The organism is Microbacterium sp. MYb62 (genome assembly GCF_002979475.1).
Classification (GTDB): domain Bacteria; phylum Actinomycetota; class Actinomycetes; order Actinomycetales; family Microbacteriaceae; genus Microbacterium.
Genome location: NZ_PCOY01000005.1, coordinates 37,394 through 51,959, shown reverse-complemented (window position 1 = coordinate 51,959; position 14,566 = coordinate 37,394). Strand labels below are relative to the sequence as shown.

The window sequence follows — 14,566 nt, the reverse complement described above, 5'->3', positions numbered from 1 at the left end:
TGTGAGCGATGACGGGGCTGGCGCCGGATGGTACGAGACGCGACGACGCGGCACCCTGCGCTGGTGGGACGGCGCGCAGTGGACTCCTCGCATCGAAGTGCGGGGTCGGGAGACGACCCTGGCAGCGGAGAGTGCTTCGGTGCGCCGACAGCTTGTCGTGACGGAGATGGTTCTCGTCGTCGTCCTGGCGGGCGCGATCCTCATCGCCCTGTGGGGTTCGCTCCCGGTGGTCACGGTGCGTCCCGTGATCGTCGCCACGGGTGCTGCTCTGGTGGTCGTCCCGCTCGTGACCAGGTGGCAGCTCCGACTGGTCGCCCTTCCCGCACGTGGTCTGAGGGGGCGGACTCCTCACCGTCGGTGATGTCGACTATCCTGGGTCGCCGGAGGGCGGGGCGCGCTGGCGTCCTGACGGAGGGGAAGATCATGGCAGCCCAGATCGGTGCTGATTTCGAGCAGATGCTCGAGAATATCCACACGCTCGTCAAGAGCATCGAAGCAGCCGGAGTGGGGTCGCGCGGCACGGAGATCGACGGGCTGCGGACGAACACCACAGCCAGCTACCTCGACTCCGCATCGGGCTTCACGGCTGAGATCGAGCGGATGATCGGTCAGCTCACCGCAGACGTCGCGGCGTTCCGTGACGCTCTCAAGTCGACCGTGGAGGAGAAGCAGCAGTCCGAAGAGAACCTCTCCTCCACGCTGTCCCAGATTGCGCAGGTCGTGGACGACCCCTCGCTCACGACGACGGCTCAGCTGGAGGCCGGCACATCGACTTCCGCTGCTCCGGTCGTGGATCCGTCGGGCGAGGATTCCTCGACCGATGACGGCGGTAGCAAGTCGGGCGGGTACTGATGCGGCTCCGCCGGTGGCCGGTGGCGCTGTTCACCGCGGCGCTGCTGCTCGGAGGGTCGGGTCTCTCGTCCGCCGCCGCTGCCGACGATTTCAGCACCGAAGGACCGCTCTGGTACCTCGATGCGATGAGGATCCCGGCGATCCACGATGCCGGGATCAACGGTGAGGGTGTCACGGTGGCGGTGTTCGATGGGGCGTTGAATGCGGACATCCCCACGCTGCAAGATGCGGACATCGAGGTGCGACCGATCGATGGATGCCCTGACCCGCTAGCGACCTCCGCCGTCGAAGCATCGAAGCACGGTACATCCGCGACCTCACTGATAGTGGGCAATGGGACTTCCGCTAGTGGAACCGGTCCGGTCGGCCTGGCGCCCGGAAGCCGAGTGCTTTACTACGGGGTCCTCCAGGAGTCATGCGAGGTCAAGAGCATCGCCGCCGCGCTTGACGACGCCGTCGCGCAGGGGGCAGATATCGTCTCGATGTCCGGCGGGTACGGGCGACTCGCCGACGAACTCTCCGAAGGTACCGTCGACAGCGTCGCGGCCGCACTTCGCGCGGGGGTCATGATCGTGACGGCGCTGCCGAACAGCGATTCGACCTCGATCCCCGAGCTCATGACGGTCAACGGGGTGGTCAACGTCGCCGCCGTCGACGGAGCCGCGCAGCCGGCGACGCAGCGCGACGGTTCGGGCCTGACCAACGCGGACGTCGACGTCGTCGCGCCAGGCATCGACGTAGCGGGCCTGGGCTGGGACGGCACGTGGGGCATGTCGGCATGGTCCGGTACTTCCGCATCGACCCCGGTCGTCGCCGGCTTGCTCGCGTTGGCGAAGGACAAGTGGCCGGATGCATCCTCGTCGCAGTTGCTGCAGTCATTGATCCGGAACACCGGGTCTGAGCCGCACGAGCTCGAGTGGTCCAGCAGCCTAGGTCACGGCGTCGTGAACGCCACAAGGCTCATCGCGGAGGACCCGACCCAGTATCCGGATGAGAATCCCCTCTTCAAGGAGGATCAGTCACCGTCATCGGACGAGGTCTACGCCGCGCCCGATCCGACGGAGGTCCCCGTTCCGTCGCCAGGGGGAGAGCCATCGGCAGTGCCCTGGCTCATCGGCGGTGGAGCTGTTGTCGTCATCGCGATCGTGGTGGTCGCCGCGGTGGTATCGAGGAAGAAGAGAGTCGGAGGTCGTCGAGATGTATAACCCCAATGTATGTACACCCACCATGTTCGAAGACGAATTGCGCGCTCTCTCCTCGATGCCTACCTTCGCCGATCCCCAGCTCGAGGAAAGACTGAGAGCCGTCGACGAGCTGCGTCGCGCGCTCGCGGCCGTTCGCGAGATTCCCGGCTGGAGCGGAAAATCGGCTGAGGGTGCCGAGGGCTTGCTCGTGCGGATGGAGTCGAACACCACACAGATCAAGTCAACGCTCAATCTGCTGAAGAGTTCTCTCGACGCGTCGACCCACGCCACGGCTGCGAGTGCCGCAGCGGCGCTCCGCGACCTCCCGTCTGCGTCAGCGGAAGGATTCCTCGCGGACGCCGGTCGCAACCTGTCGGGGCTTACGGACGGATGGGGTGCGGCTGACACGGGCGAACTTGTCGCGCGGGAAGAGGCGAGGCTCGCCGCTGAGCGAGAGAATGCCGCCATGGTCGCGCTGAAGGCAATCCGTGGCGAGCTCGTCAGGGGAGCGACGACCTCGTTCGACAGCCCCGAGCTGCGGGCGGTCGATGTCGGCTCGATCCCCCCGCCCGTTATCGATGTCGAGGGCATCGACTCGCGCGTCCCTCCCGTCGGCAGCAACGGGCCCTCTGCAGGGGGCGGCTCGCCGCAGGGCGGAACCGGCGTCGGCAGCGTGGCACCCCAGCCGGGTGGCACGTGGGTACCCGGCGGCGGTGGCGACGGCGGCTGGGACAACGGCGGCTCTGGTGGCGGTAACGGCGGCTCGGGAGGGGGCAACGGAAACGGTGGTTCGGGCGGCAACGGCGGCTCCAACCCCAGCGTCGACTCGCCGAACGGCGGCACCCTGCCCGGATACCCCGGAGGTGGCGGCGGTGGCGGCGGAGGCCTGCTCGCCGGCGGATCCGGTGGTTCGGGCACGCTCGGCGCAGCGGTCGTGGGTGGAGCAGGAGCCGCAGCGCTCATGGGTGCACGCTCGGCGTCGCTCAGTGGTGCGGGCGGCGCGGGTCTGTTCGGCGGTGGCGGAAGCGGTGCGGGTGCGGGTGCGGCCACGGCTGGACGCGGACTGCTCGGGATGAGCGGTGCGACCGGACCCGGTGGGCTCGGAGCCGCGGGCGCTGTTTCCGGCCCGGCGACCGGTGCCGCCGGTGGGACGACCGCAGGTGCGGGCGGTCGCTCGATGGCGCCAGGCATGATGGGCGGAGCAGCCGGAGACGACGAGAAGCGCCGCGAGCGCTCCGGTCTCGGCGGCCCGATCGCCCCGAAGCTCGAAGACGACGAGGAAGCCACGCCCCGCTCGCGATCCGCCCAGGCGGGCAGCCGCGACTCGCTTCGCTGAACCCGTCTCCATACCGATGTGCGCTCCCGGCGGCCCTTGGGCCGCCGGGAGCGCCCAGTTCGGGGTAGTAGGCTGGGGGACTGGTCGATGTCTCGACATCGAGAGAATTACCAGACAGCAGCCCAGTGAAGGAACCACAGTGGATCTGTACGAGTACCAGGCACGAGACGTTTTCGAAAAGTACGGAGTGCCGGTTCTCGCCGGCATCGTCGCGGACACCCCTGAAGAGGTGAGGGCGGCTGCCGAGAAGATCGGCGGAGTGGTCGTCGTCAAGGCTCAGGTGAAGACCGGCGGCCGTGGAAAGGCGGGCGGCGTCAAGGTCGCCAAGACCCCCGACGAGGCGTACGAGGCAGCGAAGGCCATCCTCGGCCTCGACATCAAGGGCCACGTCGTCAAGCGCGTCATGGTCGCGCAGGGTGCGCGCATCGCCGAGGAGTTCTACTTCTCCGTGCTGCTCGACCGCGCCAACCGCTCCTACCTGAGCCTCTGCTCGGTCGAGGGCGGCATGGAGATCGAAGAGCTCGCCGTCGAGCGCCCCGAGGCGCTCGCACGCGTCGAGGTCAACCCGCTCACGGGCATCGACAAGGCGAAGGCCGTCGAGATCGCCCGCGCGGCGAACTTCCCCGAAGACCTCATCGAGAAGGTCTCCGACGTGTTCGTCAAGCTCTTCGACGTCTACAAGGGCGAGGATGCGACGCTGGTCGAGGTCAACCCGCTGGTGCGCACCGAAGAGGGCGACATCATCGCGCTCGACGGCAAGGTCACGCTCGACGACAACGCCTCCGAGATCCGTCACCCCGAGCACGAAGCGCTCGAGGACAAGGACGCAGCCGACCCGCTCGAGGCCAAGGCCAAGGAGTCGGGCCTCAACTATGTGAAGCTCGACGGCGAGGTCGGCATCATCGGCAACGGCGCAGGGCTCGTCATGTCGACGCTCGACGTGGTCGCCTACGCGGGCGAGAACCACAACGGTGTCAAGCCGGCCAACTTCCTCGACATCGGCGGCGGCGCCTCGGCCGAGGTCATGGCCGCCGGCCTCGACGTCATCCTCGGCGACCCGCAGGTCAAGAGCGTGTTCGTCAACGTGTTCGGTGGCATCACGGCGTGCGACGCCGTCGCCAACGGCATCAAGGGCGCCCTCGAGACGCTGGGCGCCACGGCCTCCAAGCCGCTCGTCGTGCGCCTCGACGGCAACCGCGTCGACGAGGGTCGCGCGATCCTCGCCGAGTACGCGCACCCGCTCGTGACCCTGGCCGCCACGATGGACGAGGGCGCCGACAAGGCCGCCGAGCTCGCCAACGCCTGAAACTGAAGGACGAGAAGAATGTCGATCTACCTCAACAAGGACTCCAAGGTCATCGTCCAGGGCATCACCGGCGGTGAGGGCACCAAGCACACCGCGCTGATGCTCAAGGCCGGCACCCAGGTCGTCGGTGGCGTCAACGCCCGCAAGGCCGGAACCACGGTCTCGCACACCGATAAGGACGGCAACGCCGTCGAGCTGCCCGTCTTCGCCTCGGTCGCCGAGGCCATGAAGGAGACCGGCGCCGACGTGTCGATCGCCTTCGTGCCCGGCGCCTTCACGAAGGACGCGATGATCGAGGCCGTCGACGCCGAGATCCCGCTGCTCGTCGTGATCACCGAGGGTGTACCTGTCGGCGACTCGGCCGAGGCCTGGGCCTACGCGCAGAGCAAGGGCAACAAGACCCGCATCATCGGCCCGAACTGCCCCGGCATCATCACGCCGGGCGAGGCGCTCGTCGGCATCACGCCGGCGAACATCACGGGCAAGGGACCGATCGGCCTCGTGTCGAAGTCGGGCACCCTGACCTACCAGATGATGTTCGAGCTGCGCGACCTGGGCTTCTCCACCGCCATCGGCATCGGCGGCGACCCGGTCATCGGCACCACGCACATCGACGCGCTCGCCGCGTTCGAGGCCGACCCCGAGACCAAGGCCATCGTCATGATCGGTGAGATCGGCGGCGACGCCGAGGAGCGTGCCGCCGACTACATCAAGGCGAACGTCACGAAGCCGGTCGTCGGCTACGTCGCGGGCTTCACGGCTCCCGAGGGCAAGACCATGGGTCACGCCGGCGCGATCGTCTCCGGCTCGGCCGGTACCGCTCAGGCGAAGAAGGAGGCCCTCGAGGCCGCCGGTGTCAAGGTCGGCAAGACGCCGTCCGAGACGGCCGACCTGATGCGCGCGATCATCGAAGCGCTCTGATCTGAGCTACGCTTGATCTGAAGGCCCCGGACTCCACTCCGGGGCCTTCTTTCATGCCCATCGAGTGGCTCGGTCAGTCGCGAGGTGCCTGGACGGCTGCCCGCAGCACGCCCAGCCTCCCGTGAGCTTCGTGCGGGGCGCGACGGTCGGGGGTGTCAGCTGCGCATGGTCACCGCATCCAGAATGCCGTCGAGTGCGGAGTGGGCCCGCACTGTGGCCTCAGCGTCATCCGGATGCGCGGCGAGCCAGAGAGCGAGCTCGTTCATCGCTCCGGAGAGCGCCGCCGCCAGTGCGTCCAGAAGCACGGGGGATGCCCCGGCTTCGCGCAGGCCCGCGCGCAGCTCCTGCTCGGGGCCTTCCGCATCGAGTCGCCGCCACTCCTCCCAACCGAGCACGGCCGGGCCGTCGACGAGCAGGATCCGCGATGCCGCTCCCTGGGTGATGGCGTCGAGGAACGCGTGGCTGCCGTCGCGGAGCGCAGCGTCCGGACCACTGCGGGTCGTCGCGTCCACGATGGCCGCGGCGACCATCCGCTGCTGCTCTTCGGCGATGGCGGTGAACAGCAACGGCTTCGACGTGTAGTGGTGGTAGACCGCACCCCGGGTGACTCCGGCGAGGCGCGCGATCTCGTCGACCGATGCTGCGGCGTATCCGAGCGCGGCGAACTGCGTCGTGGCGACATCCAGGATCCGTCGGGCGGTCTCGGCGGCGGCGGCGGCGGATGCTCGAGGCATGGGGTTCCTTTACGGGCGTGGTGTATGTATCCTAACCTCACGGATACAAACACGCTGTATGTAAAAGGAGAGATGATGGAGATCACGAGCTTCTACCCGGTGCTGATGGTGGACGACGTCGCCGCGGCGACGCGCTTCTATCGCGAAGAACTCGGCTTCGAGACGACGTTCGAGGCCGACTGGTACGTGAGCCTGCGCTTCGACGGCGGCGAGCTCGCGATCCTCGATCGCACGCACGAGACCATCCCCGACGGATTCCGAGAGCCGGTGCGCGGGCTGCTGCTCAACGTCGAGGTCTCGGACGCGGCTGCCGCGCACGCGCGCCTCGTGGGGGAGCGCGGCCTCCCGGAGCGCCTGCCCCTCCGGGACGAGGCCTTCGGTCAGCGGCACTTCATCGTCGAGGCGCCCGGCGGGGTGCTGATCGACGTGATCGAGCCGATCGAGCCGTCTGCGGAGTTCGCCGCCGCCTACGCGCAAGGGTGAACTGCCGCTCCGCGGGGACGCCGAAACGCCAGATGTCGGACCCGTTCTCGCATACGGTCCGACATCTGGCGTTTCGTCCTGCACCTGCACCTGCACCTGCACTTGCACCTGCACCGGCATCTGCCCCTGCCCCTGCCCCTGCACCTGTCCCTGCACCGGGGCGGGGCAGGGGAGGTGGCCGGCGGGCAGGTGTGCCCGGCAGGGGGAGGGTGACGGCGGGTGTCAGATCCCGACGCCGAAGAGGGCCTCGATCGGCCCTCGGGCGAAGAAGATCAGGAACCCGGCGCCGACGACCCACAGCAGCGGGCTGATGGTCTTGGCCTTGCCGGAGAACGCGTGGATGAGCACCCAGCTGACGAAACCCGCGCCGATGCCGTTCGCGATCGAGTAGGTCAGCGGCATGACCGAGACGGTGAGGAACACCGGCAGCAGCACGCGGAAGTCCGTGAAGTCGATGTAGCGGATCTGCGCCATCATCATGGCTCCGACGATGATCAGCGCAGCGGCGGCGATCTCGGTCGGGACGATCGATGTCAGCGGGGTCAGGAACATCGCGATCAGGAACACGACGCCGGTGACGACGTTCGCGAGCCCCGTGCGAGCGCCCTCGCCGATGCCGGCGCCCGACTCGATGAAGACCGTGCTCGAGGAGGAGGACGTCGCACCACCGGCGATCGCGCCGACGCCTTCGACGACCAGCGCCGACTTGATCCGGGGGAAGTCACCGTTGTCGTCGGCGAGGTTCGCCTCCTTGGCGAGACCGGTCATGGTGCCCATGGCGTCGAAGAAGTTCGTGAAGAGCAGCGTGAAGACGATCATCACGATCGCGACCAGGCTGACCTTGCTCAGGTCGAAGCTGAAGTCGACGGCACCGATCAGGCTGAGGTCGGGGATGCCGACGGGCGAACCGCTGAGTGCGGGAACCGTGAGGCCCCAGCCGCCGGGGTTGACCACGTTGCCCTCGTCGTCGAAGCCGCGGGCTCCGATGTGCCAGATCGCCTCGACGATGACCGCGAGCACCGTGCCGCCGATCAGGCCGATCAGCATGCCGCCCTTGATCTTGAGGGCGACGAGGATGCCGGTGAGCAACAGCGTGATCACGAAGAGCAGGCTCGGCACGGTCGCGACCGAGCCGTTCACGCCGAGTCCGACAGGCGGCGACGTCGCGCCGGTCGCGGTGACGAAGCCGGAGTTCACGAAGCCGATGAATGCGATGAACAGGCCGATGCCGACCGTGATCGCGATCTTCAGCTGGAACGGCACCGCGTCGAAGATCGCCTTCCGCAGCCCGGTGGCGGCGAGCAGCACGATCACGACGCCGTTGATCATCACGAGCGCCATGGCCTCGGGCCAGGTCACCTGGCCGACGACCGAGAACGCGACGAAGGCGTTGATGCCGAGTCCCGCAGCGAAGCCGAACGGCAGGCGCGTGACGAGTCCGAACAGGATCGTCATCACGCCGGCGGTCAGCGCGGTGGCGGCCCCCACGGCGTTGAAGCTGAGCATGTCGCCGGCGACATCGGGCTTGCCGGAGAGGATGATCGGGTTGAGGATCACGATGTACGCCATCGTGACGAACGTCACCAGGCCCCCTCGGATCTCGGTGCCGATCGTGGATCCGCGCTTGCTGATCTCGAAGAAGCGGTCCAGGGAGTTCTTGGGCTCGGTGGATGCCGGGGCGGGCGGGGCAGTTGTCATCGGGAAACCTCCGGAGAAACGCTATCGTGTCGCCGACCCCCACGCGCGCCCCCAGAGCTTCGTCGGCAACTCGTCGTAGTCTCGAAACGCTATGCAACGCCTCCTCGTCGCGCTCCTCGCCGCCTTCGACGCCGCCATCGCGGCAGCGGTCGGTCTCGTCGCGCTGCTGGCGCCGCTGACGCTGCTGTGGACGCTCGCGTTCGGCATCACCGCTGACTGGGGCGCGCTCTGGCCGCTCACGGGCACCCTCTGGGAGTTCGGACACGGGGTGCCGCTCGCCGTCACGATCCCGGACGAGCTCCTCGTCGCCCTCGCGATCCCACCGCAGGCGGCCTCCTTCGCGGTGTCGATCACGCCCCTGGCGTTCCTGCTCTTCACCCTCCTGTTCGCGGCGCGCTCCGGAGGCCGGGCGGCGACGGCCGGGGCATGGCTGCTCGGCTCGCTGTCCGGCGCCGTCGTGTTCGCGGCCATCTCGACGGGCGTGGCGCTGACGGCACGACTGGATGCGGTGCAGACACCGCTGCCGCTCGCGATCCTCCTCCCCGCTGCCGTCTACCTCTTCGGAGCCCTGTGCGGGGGCATCCGGATCGCGTGGGACGAAGGGGACGGCGGGATCCTCGACCGTCTGCATGACCGGCTCGATGCGCATGAGGACTGGGCGCCCGTCGCGCCCGCGATCGTGCGCGGCGCGGCGTTCGTCCTCGTCGGGGTCGTCGGCGCCGCCGCGCTGGCGCTCGCCGTCACCACGTTGTTCCGCGGCGGCGAGGTCGTCGCCCTGTTCCAGGCCGCCCGCGTCGATGCACTCGGGGCGACGGTGATGACCCTCGCCCAGCTCGTCTATCTGCCGACGCTGATCGTGTGGACGGCGTCGTGGCTCGCCGGGCCCGGCTTCGCGGTCGGCGTGGGCACCGCGGTGTCGCCGGCCGGCACGCAGCTGGGTGTCGTACCCGGCATCCCGGTGTTCGGGCTGCTGCCGGAGAACAGCTCGATCTGGATGCTGATCGTCGTGCTCGTGCCGATCGCGGCCGGCGCCTTCGCCGGATGGGCGGTGCGCTCGCGTCTCGTCTGGGAGGGAACGCCTCTCGGCATGCTGCCGCGCGCCGCGATCGCCGTCGGAATCGCGGGTGCCAGCGCCGGCATCGCCGGCCTCGCCGCGGTGCTCGCGAACGGGTCGATGGGTCCCGGCCGACTGTCGGACGTCGGCCCCGCCGCATTGCCGTTCATGCTCGCGCTCGGCCTGGAGGTTCTCCTCGGCGCCGCGATCCTGCTGCTCTCCCCACGCCATCGCGACGAGCTGGCCGAGGAGCGCACCGACCGCTGGATCGCCGAGATGACGGAGTTCGACGCGGGCGTCGCACCCGCCGCGGCAGGCGGATCGCCGTTCGACGGAGCACCGCGCACCGACCCCTCGCCCTTCGACGACACGGCACCGCTGGACGATCTGCGCGGCTTCGACGTGCCCGATCCCGGCCGGGGGGATCGGCGGGACTGACGGCGCTCCTCTTGCAGCGGCCGGCGGGCAGAACCGGGCTGCACGCCCCGGTAGACTGGGCGCGTGCTCACGGTCGCCGTTCTCATCTCGGGCACCGGCTCGAACCTTCGCGCCCTCCTCGAGGCCGCTCGTCATCCCGATTTCCCCGCCAGGGTGATCGTCGTCGGTGCCGACCGCGAAGCCGATGGGCTCGCCCATGCCGAGGAATTCGGCATCCCCAGCTTCACGGTGCCGTGGCACGAGCATGACGGCCGCGAGGCCTGGGGTGAGGAGCTGTCGCGTCAGCTCGCCGTCTGGAACCCGGACCTCGTGGTGCTCAGCGGGCTCATGCGTCTGCTGCCGTCGGCGCTCGTGGCCGAGTACTCGCCGCGCCTGATCAACACCCATCCGGCGTTCCTGCCGGAGTTCCCCGGGGCGCACGGCGTCCGCGACGCTCTCGCGGCCGGCGCGACCGAGACCGGTGCGAGCGTGATCGTCGTCGACGACGGCGTCGACTCCGGTCCGATCCTCGCGCAGGAGCGCGTCGCGATCCTCGACGGCGACACCGAGCACAGCCTGCACGAGCGCATCAAACCTGTCGAACGTCGACTGCTCATCGACGTCGTCCGCGGCATCGCCACCGGCGAACTCGCACTGAAGCCTTCCTCCTGACCCCCACCCGACGCCCCGCACGAAGGAGCCCATCATGGCCGGCCCCCGCCACGACCCCACGCTCTACCGCGATCGCGACACCGTGCCGATCCGGCGCGCGCTCGTCTCGGTGAGCGACAAGACCGACCTGCTCGTCCTGGCCGCAGCTCTCGCCGAGGCCGGTGTGGAGATCGTCTCGACCGGTTCGACGGCCTCGACGATCCGCGAAGCCGGCATCGCCGTCACCGACGTCGCGGCCGTCACGGGTGTCGCCGAGATGCTCGACGGCCGTGTCAAGACGCTGCACCCGAAGATCCACGGCGGTCTGCTCGCCGATCTGCGCCTCGAGGACCACGAGCGTCAGCTCGCCGAGCTCGACATCACGCCGTTCGAGCTCGTCGTCGTGAACCTCTACCCGTTCGTCGAGACCGTCGCCTCGGGCGCCGTCGGCGACGATGTGGTCGAGCAGATCGACATCGGTGGACCCGCGATGGTGCGCGCTGCGGCGAAGAACCACGCCAACGTCGCGATCGTCGTCTCGCCCCAGTCGTACCCCGGCATCATCTCCGCGATCGCCGAGGGCGGCACCTCGGTGTCGCAGCGCCGCGAGCTGGCCGCCCGTGCGTTCTCCCACACGGCCGCCTACGACACGGCCGTCGCCTCGTGGTTCGCCGAGGGCACGCTGCAGGACGAGGGCGACCTCCCCACGCACCTCACCATCCAGGCCGAGCGCCTCGCCACGCTCCGGTACGGCGAGAACTCGCACCAGCGCGGCGCGATCTACACCCGCGCCGGCGGACACGGCATCGCCCAGGCCACGCAGCTGCAGGGCAAGGAGATGTCCTACAACAACTACGTCGATGCGGATGCCGCGCTGCGCGCCGCCTACGACATGGTCAAGCCGGCCGTCGCGATCATCAAGCATGCGAACCCCTGCGGGATCGCGACCACCGCGCCGAACGCCCTCGACCCGATCGCCAGTGCGCATCTGCGCGCCCACGAGTGCGACCCGGTCTCGGCATACGGTGGCGTGATCGCCGCCAACGGCACCGTGACCCTCAAGATGGCCGAGAACCTCAAGGACATCTTCACCGAGGTCATCGTCGCGCCGTCGTTCGAGCCGGCCGCGCTCGAGGTGTTCAAGGCGAAGAAGAACCTGCGTCTGCTGCAGCTGCCTCAGGACTGGCAGCAGGAGCGCATGGACGTGCGCCTCGTCTCCGGGGGCCTGCTGCTGCAGGATGCGGACCGGTTCCCGGACGACATCGTCTCGGTCGCGAAGAACTGGGAGCTCGTCTCGGGTGAGCGCCCGAGCGACGAGGAGATGGAGAACCTGATCTTCGCGTGGAAGGCCTGCCGCGCGGTCAAGTCGAATGCGATCGTCCTCGCGAAGGACAACGCCACGGTTGGTGTCGGCATGGGCCAGGTCAACCGCGTCGACTCGTGCCGGCTCGCCGTCGAGCGCGCGGGGGACCGCGCAGCCGGATCGGTCGCGGCATCCGATGCCTTCTTCCCGTTCGCGGATGGGGCCCAGGTGCTGATCGATGCCGGCGTCACGGCGATCGTGCAGCCCGGCGGTTCGGTGCGCGATGAGGAGGTCGTCGACGCGGCCCGCAAGGCCGGCGTCACGATGTTCTTCACCGGGGAGCGTCACTTCTTCCACTGAGGCGCCCTCCACTGAGGCGCCCCGCCGAAACCCCCGCTTACCGCCGAGACCCCGGCCTGCGCACGTCTGCAGGTCGGGGTCTCGGCGCGAGAAGGCGATCTCGGAACGCACCCACGGTGATGTCCGATTTCCGCCAGTCGAGGTCGGTGGCGCGTGACAGAGTGGGGGCATGAGCTTCCCCGTGATCGACTTCGACGAGCGCTACCGTGCGATCAGCGCGCGGGACACCCGCTTCGACGGGCAGTTCGTGACGGCCGTGCGCTCGACCGGGATCTACTGCCGCCCGAGCTGCCCCGCGCGCACCCCCAAACCGGAGAACGTGACGTTCTATCCCACCAGCGCCGCCGCGCATGAGGCCGGATACCGGGCCTGCAAGCGCTGCCTGCCCGAGGCGGCTCCCGGCTCACCCGCCTGGGACCTCCGCGGAGACACGGCGGCGCGGGCCATGCGCCTGATCTCCGACGGGGTCGTGGAGCGCGAAGGGGTTCCCGGCCTCGCCGCACGCCTCGGCTACTCCAGTCGGCACCTCACGCGACTGCTCACGACCGAACTCGGTGCAGGACCGCTCGCACTGGCCAGGGCGCACCGTGCGCACACGGCGCGGATGCTGCTCGTCGGCACCGACATGCCGATCTCCGATGTCGCCTTCTCGGCCGGGTTCGCCAGCATCCGTCAGTGCAACGACACGATCCGCGAGGTGTTCGGCCTCACTCCCGGTGAGCTCAGGGCGCGTCGACGGCTGCCCGCCTCCGCCGTCCCCGGCGCGATCGACCTCGTGCTGCCCTCCCGCGGCCCGCTCGATGCGAGCGGCATCTTCGCCTGGATGGCGGCGCGCGCCGTTCCCGGTGTCGAGGAGACGACGGTGACCTCGTTCGCCCGGCATCTGCGGATGTCGGGCGGCCCCGCCTGGTTCGAGGTGAGCCAGGACGAGGCGGGCCGTCTCCATCTGCGTGCCCGCGTCGCACGGCTGGGTGACCTGGCGCCGCTGGTGTCGACCGTCCGTCGCATCTTCGACCTCGACGCCGACCCGCTGGCGATCGATGAGGCACTCTCCGCGCACGCCGAGCTCGCCCCTCTGGTGGCGCGTACACCCGGTATCCGCGTGCCGGGGTCGGCCGACCCGCACGAGATGCTCATCCGGGCGATGGTCGGACAGCAGATCACGGTGGTCGCCGCCCGCACCGCGCTCACTGCTCTCACAGACGCGCTGGGGGAGCGCACCGCAGACGGGGTGCTGTTCCCCACCATGGCGGCCATCGCGGAGCACGGCGCCGACGTCCTCCGCGGCCCCGCCGCGCGCATCCGTGCCATCACCGGTGCCGCCGCCGCACTCGCCGACGGCGTGCTGCGGCTCACGGTCGGCGACGACGGCGTCGAGCAGCGCAGCGCACTACTGGCGATGCCGGGCATCGGCCCGTGGACGGCCGACTATGTGCGCATGCGCGTGCTCGGCGACCCCGACATCCTGCTCCCCGGCGACGTCGCGCTGCGTGCCGGTGCCGCGTCCGCGGGGCTCCCCGGGGAGGCGAGACCGCTCACGGCCTGGGCGGAGCGCACGGCACCCTGGCGCAGCTATCTCAGCGCACACCTCTGGCGCGCCGCCCCGGTGCGCCCTGCAGGCCCGCGGCGCGCGGCATCCGCGACACGCCCCGCCCTCATCGAAGACACCACGACGAAGGAGACCTCATGACCGCCCTCATCCAGACCATCGAGACGCCGGACGGCGCCTTCACGATCCTCACCGACGAGCGCCAGCGCGTGCTGTCCTCCGGTTGGACGTCCGACGTCGAGGCCATCCTCGGACGGTTGCCCGCCGCGACCCGCCCCGAAGACCTGCGCGAGGGCGAGACGGATGCCGCCGCGGCCGTCGTGGCTTACTACGCGGGCGACCTCGCGGCGATCGACGCCGTCGCCGTGAAGCAGTCCGGCACCGCGCTGCAGCTCGCGGGATGGTCCGCGCTTCGTGCGATCGAACCGGGCGGGCCCCTCACCTACACCGGCTTCGCGACGCAGCTGGGCAATCCGAGCGCGGTGCGCGCCGCGGCATCGATCTGCGCACGCAACGCGCCGGCCCTGTTCGTGCCCTGCCACCGGGTGCTCCGCACCGACGGCACCCTCGGCGGATTCGCCTGGGGGCTCGAGGTCAAGGAGAGCCTCCTGGCGCGCGAAGCCGCCGCTCGTTGATCCGGATGCACCAGCCCGAGGAGTCGGGATGGTGCATCCCGACGAACTCCGGCGTGTGATCGCGACCTAGGCTCGTCCCGTCC

The 14,566-nt window shown here is 69.5% G+C and carries 14 protein-coding genes; 12 read left to right on the top strand and 2 right to left on the bottom strand.

Annotated features, from left to right (window positions below; translation table 11 throughout):
- Position 1 precedes the first annotated feature (1 nt).
- The 6 genes from CQ042_RS07540 (at position 2) to sucD (ending at position 5,599) form a co-directional block, all read left to right on the top strand.
- The gene (locus tag CQ042_RS07540; protein WP_105669870.1) at positions 2-361 is read left to right on the top strand and encodes a DUF2510 domain-containing protein; all 360 of its coding nucleotides are present in this window, start codon (positions 2-4) and stop codon (positions 359-361) included.
- Positions 362-423: 62 nt separating this feature from the next.
- A complete protein-coding gene (locus CQ042_RS07535; protein ID WP_105669869.1) occupies positions 424-852 on the top strand; it encodes a hypothetical protein in 429 nt (142 codons plus the stop codon).
- A complete protein-coding gene (locus CQ042_RS07530; protein WP_105669868.1) occupies positions 852-2,057 on the top strand; it encodes a S8/S53 family peptidase in 1,206 nt (401 codons plus the stop codon). Before CQ042_RS07535 ends, CQ042_RS07530 begins: the two co-directional genes overlap by 1 nt.
- A complete protein-coding gene (locus CQ042_RS07525; RefSeq protein WP_181157489.1) occupies positions 2,050-3,372 on the top strand; it encodes a hypothetical protein in 1,323 nt (440 codons plus the stop codon). The genes CQ042_RS07530 and CQ042_RS07525 overlap by 8 nt, the downstream gene beginning before the upstream one ends.
- A gap of 139 nt (positions 3,373-3,511) precedes the next feature.
- Positions 3,512-4,678: an ADP-forming succinate--CoA ligase subunit beta gene (gene sucC / locus CQ042_RS07520; RefSeq protein WP_105669866.1), complete on the top strand. Its 1,167-nt coding sequence runs from the start codon at positions 3,512-3,514 to the stop codon at positions 4,676-4,678.
- Positions 4,679-4,696: 18 nt separating this feature from the next.
- Positions 4,697-5,599: a succinate--CoA ligase subunit alpha gene (gene sucD / locus CQ042_RS07515; protein ID WP_105669865.1), complete on the top strand. Its 903-nt coding sequence runs from the start codon at positions 4,697-4,699 to the stop codon at positions 5,597-5,599.
- Between the two features lie 155 nt (positions 5,600-5,754).
- On the opposite strand, the gene CQ042_RS07510 is transcribed toward sucD, so the two are convergent.
- Positions 5,755-6,333 carry a TetR/AcrR family transcriptional regulator gene (locus CQ042_RS07510; RefSeq protein WP_105669864.1) on the bottom strand — a complete coding sequence of 193 codons (579 nt, stop codon included), beginning with the start codon at positions 6,331-6,333 and terminating at the stop codon, positions 5,755-5,757.
- A gap of 72 nt (positions 6,334-6,405) precedes the next feature.
- On the opposite strand from CQ042_RS07510, the gene CQ042_RS07505 reads away from it, so the two are divergent.
- Positions 6,406-6,816 carry a VOC family protein gene (locus tag CQ042_RS07505; RefSeq protein WP_308736978.1) on the top strand — a complete coding sequence of 137 codons (411 nt, stop codon included), beginning with the start codon at positions 6,406-6,408 and terminating at the stop codon, positions 6,814-6,816.
- 222 nt (positions 6,817-7,038) lie between these two features.
- On the opposite strand, the gene CQ042_RS07495 is transcribed toward CQ042_RS07505, so the two are convergent.
- A complete protein-coding gene (locus CQ042_RS07495) occupies positions 7,039-8,514 on the bottom strand; it encodes an NCS2 family permease (RefSeq protein ID WP_105669861.1) in 1,476 nt (491 codons plus the stop codon).
- Positions 8,515-8,605: 91 nt separating this feature from the next.
- On the opposite strand from CQ042_RS07495, the gene CQ042_RS07490 reads away from it, so the two are divergent.
- The 5 genes from CQ042_RS07490 to CQ042_RS07470 all read left to right on the top strand — a co-directional run bounded on the left by CQ042_RS07490 (position 8,606) and on the right by CQ042_RS07470 (position 14,483).
- A complete protein-coding gene (locus CQ042_RS07490) occupies positions 8,606-10,006 on the top strand; it encodes a DUF6350 family protein (RefSeq protein WP_105669860.1) in 1,401 nt (466 codons plus the stop codon).
- A gap of 63 nt (positions 10,007-10,069) precedes the next feature.
- Positions 10,070-10,657: a phosphoribosylglycinamide formyltransferase gene (gene purN / locus CQ042_RS07485; RefSeq protein ID WP_105669859.1), complete on the top strand. Its 588-nt coding sequence runs from the start codon at positions 10,070-10,072 to the stop codon at positions 10,655-10,657.
- A gap of 34 nt (positions 10,658-10,691) precedes the next feature.
- Positions 10,692-12,299: a bifunctional phosphoribosylaminoimidazolecarboxamide formyltransferase/IMP cyclohydrolase gene (gene purH, locus CQ042_RS07480; protein ID WP_105669858.1), complete on the top strand. Its 1,608-nt coding sequence runs from the start codon at positions 10,692-10,694 to the stop codon at positions 12,297-12,299.
- 169 nt (positions 12,300-12,468) lie between these two features.
- Entirely contained in the window at positions 12,469-13,989 is a 1,521-nt protein-coding gene (locus tag CQ042_RS07475; RefSeq protein ID WP_105669857.1) for a DNA-3-methyladenine glycosylase 2 family protein, read from the top strand.
- Positions 13,986-14,483, top strand: a complete 498-nt coding sequence (locus tag CQ042_RS07470; protein WP_105669856.1) for a methylated-DNA--[protein]-cysteine S-methyltransferase — start codon at positions 13,986-13,988, stop codon at positions 14,481-14,483. Before CQ042_RS07475 ends, CQ042_RS07470 begins: the two co-directional genes overlap by 4 nt.
- The last annotated feature ends 83 nt before the right edge of the window (positions 14,484-14,566 follow it).

What these genes read in the sequence shown, in the direction of transcription:
- CQ042_RS07495 (WP_105669861.1), bottom strand. Translation starts at nt 8,514, where the DNA reads ATGACAACTGCCCCGCCCGCCCCGGCATCCACCGAGCCCAAGAACTCC.
- CQ042_RS07475 (WP_105669857.1), top strand. Translation starts at nt 12,469, where the DNA reads ATGAGCTTCCCCGTGATCGACTTCGACGAGCGCTACCGTGCGATCAGC.
- CQ042_RS07505 (WP_308736978.1), top strand. Translation starts at nt 6,406, where the DNA reads ATGATGGAGATCACGAGCTTCTACCCGGTGCTGATGGTGGACGACGTC.
- CQ042_RS07530 (WP_105669868.1), top strand. Translation starts at nt 852, where the DNA reads ATGCGGCTCCGCCGGTGGCCGGTGGCGCTGTTCACCGCGGCGCTGCTG.
- purH (WP_105669858.1), top strand. Translation starts at nt 10,692, where the DNA reads ATGGCCGGCCCCCGCCACGACCCCACGCTCTACCGCGATCGCGACACC.
- sucD (WP_105669865.1), top strand. Translation starts at nt 4,697, where the DNA reads ATGTCGATCTACCTCAACAAGGACTCCAAGGTCATCGTCCAGGGCATC.
- CQ042_RS07490 (WP_105669860.1), top strand. Translation starts at nt 8,606, where the DNA reads ATGCAACGCCTCCTCGTCGCGCTCCTCGCCGCCTTCGACGCCGCCATC.
- CQ042_RS07525 (WP_181157489.1), top strand. Translation starts at nt 2,050, where the DNA reads ATGTATAACCCCAATGTATGTACACCCACCATGTTCGAAGACGAATTG.
- CQ042_RS07535 (WP_105669869.1), top strand. Translation starts at nt 424, where the DNA reads ATGGCAGCCCAGATCGGTGCTGATTTCGAGCAGATGCTCGAGAATATC.
- CQ042_RS07470 (WP_105669856.1), top strand. Translation starts at nt 13,986, where the DNA reads ATGACCGCCCTCATCCAGACCATCGAGACGCCGGACGGCGCCTTCACG.
- CQ042_RS07510 (WP_105669864.1), bottom strand. Translation starts at nt 6,333, where the DNA reads ATGCCTCGAGCATCCGCCGCCGCCGCCGCCGAGACCGCCCGACGGATC.